Annotated in this window: 1 protein-coding gene; it reads right to left on the bottom strand. The window is 47.3% G+C overall.

Going from position 1 to position 526, the window contains the following annotated elements; all coding sequences use genetic code 11:
* Positions 1-166: 166 nt before the first annotated feature.
* Positions 167-526: LysM peptidoglycan-binding domain-containing protein (locus tag ACFQEU_RS17990; RefSeq protein ID WP_379784390.1), on the bottom strand; the 360-nt coding region annotated here is incomplete at its 5' end.

Below are 526 nucleotides of genomic sequence, written 5' to 3'. Positions count from 1 at the left end.
TAGCCGCCGATGACGCTGTCGGCGCACATAAAAAAGCCTCGCACTTGCGAGGCTTTTTTATGGCTGTCATTTTGCGTTCGGTTCAATTTACCCGAGTTACATCAACAAAAAGTGTAATGCGTTGGCCTGGATGAATGTAGCTTTTCGCATTCATTGTGTTCCATTTTCAAATGTCATTGACGGTTAAATTAAATTTACCCGCAATTCTGGCAAGCGAGTCGCCGTTGCGTACTTGATAATTCACTTTTCGAATCACACCACTGCTACTGTTGCTGGCGTAGTTGCTAGCTGGTGCTTTCGACCAGATTACAAGTTTCTGCCCTGGCTTTATCGGGTCGCGGGGTGCCATGCCGTTCCAGCGCGCAATTTCGCTCACGCTGACACGATGAATGCTGGCGATTTTCCATAAGCTGTCGCCACTTTGAACAACGTAGTTTGACTTGGTGGTTCCAGCTTTTCCGCTGGATTTATTTTGTTTGGCTTTAACGCGTTGATCTTGGCTATAGGCGTAGGACTCAACCGGTTG

The sequence above is a fragment of the Halorubrum tibetense genome (assembly GCF_042661865.1).
Classification (GTDB): Archaea; Halobacteriota; Halobacteria; order Halobacteriales; family Haloferacaceae; genus Halorubrum; species Halorubrum tibetense.
Note: the sequence above shows the minus strand (reverse complement) of the source record. Positions and strands in the feature narration are given on the sequence as shown.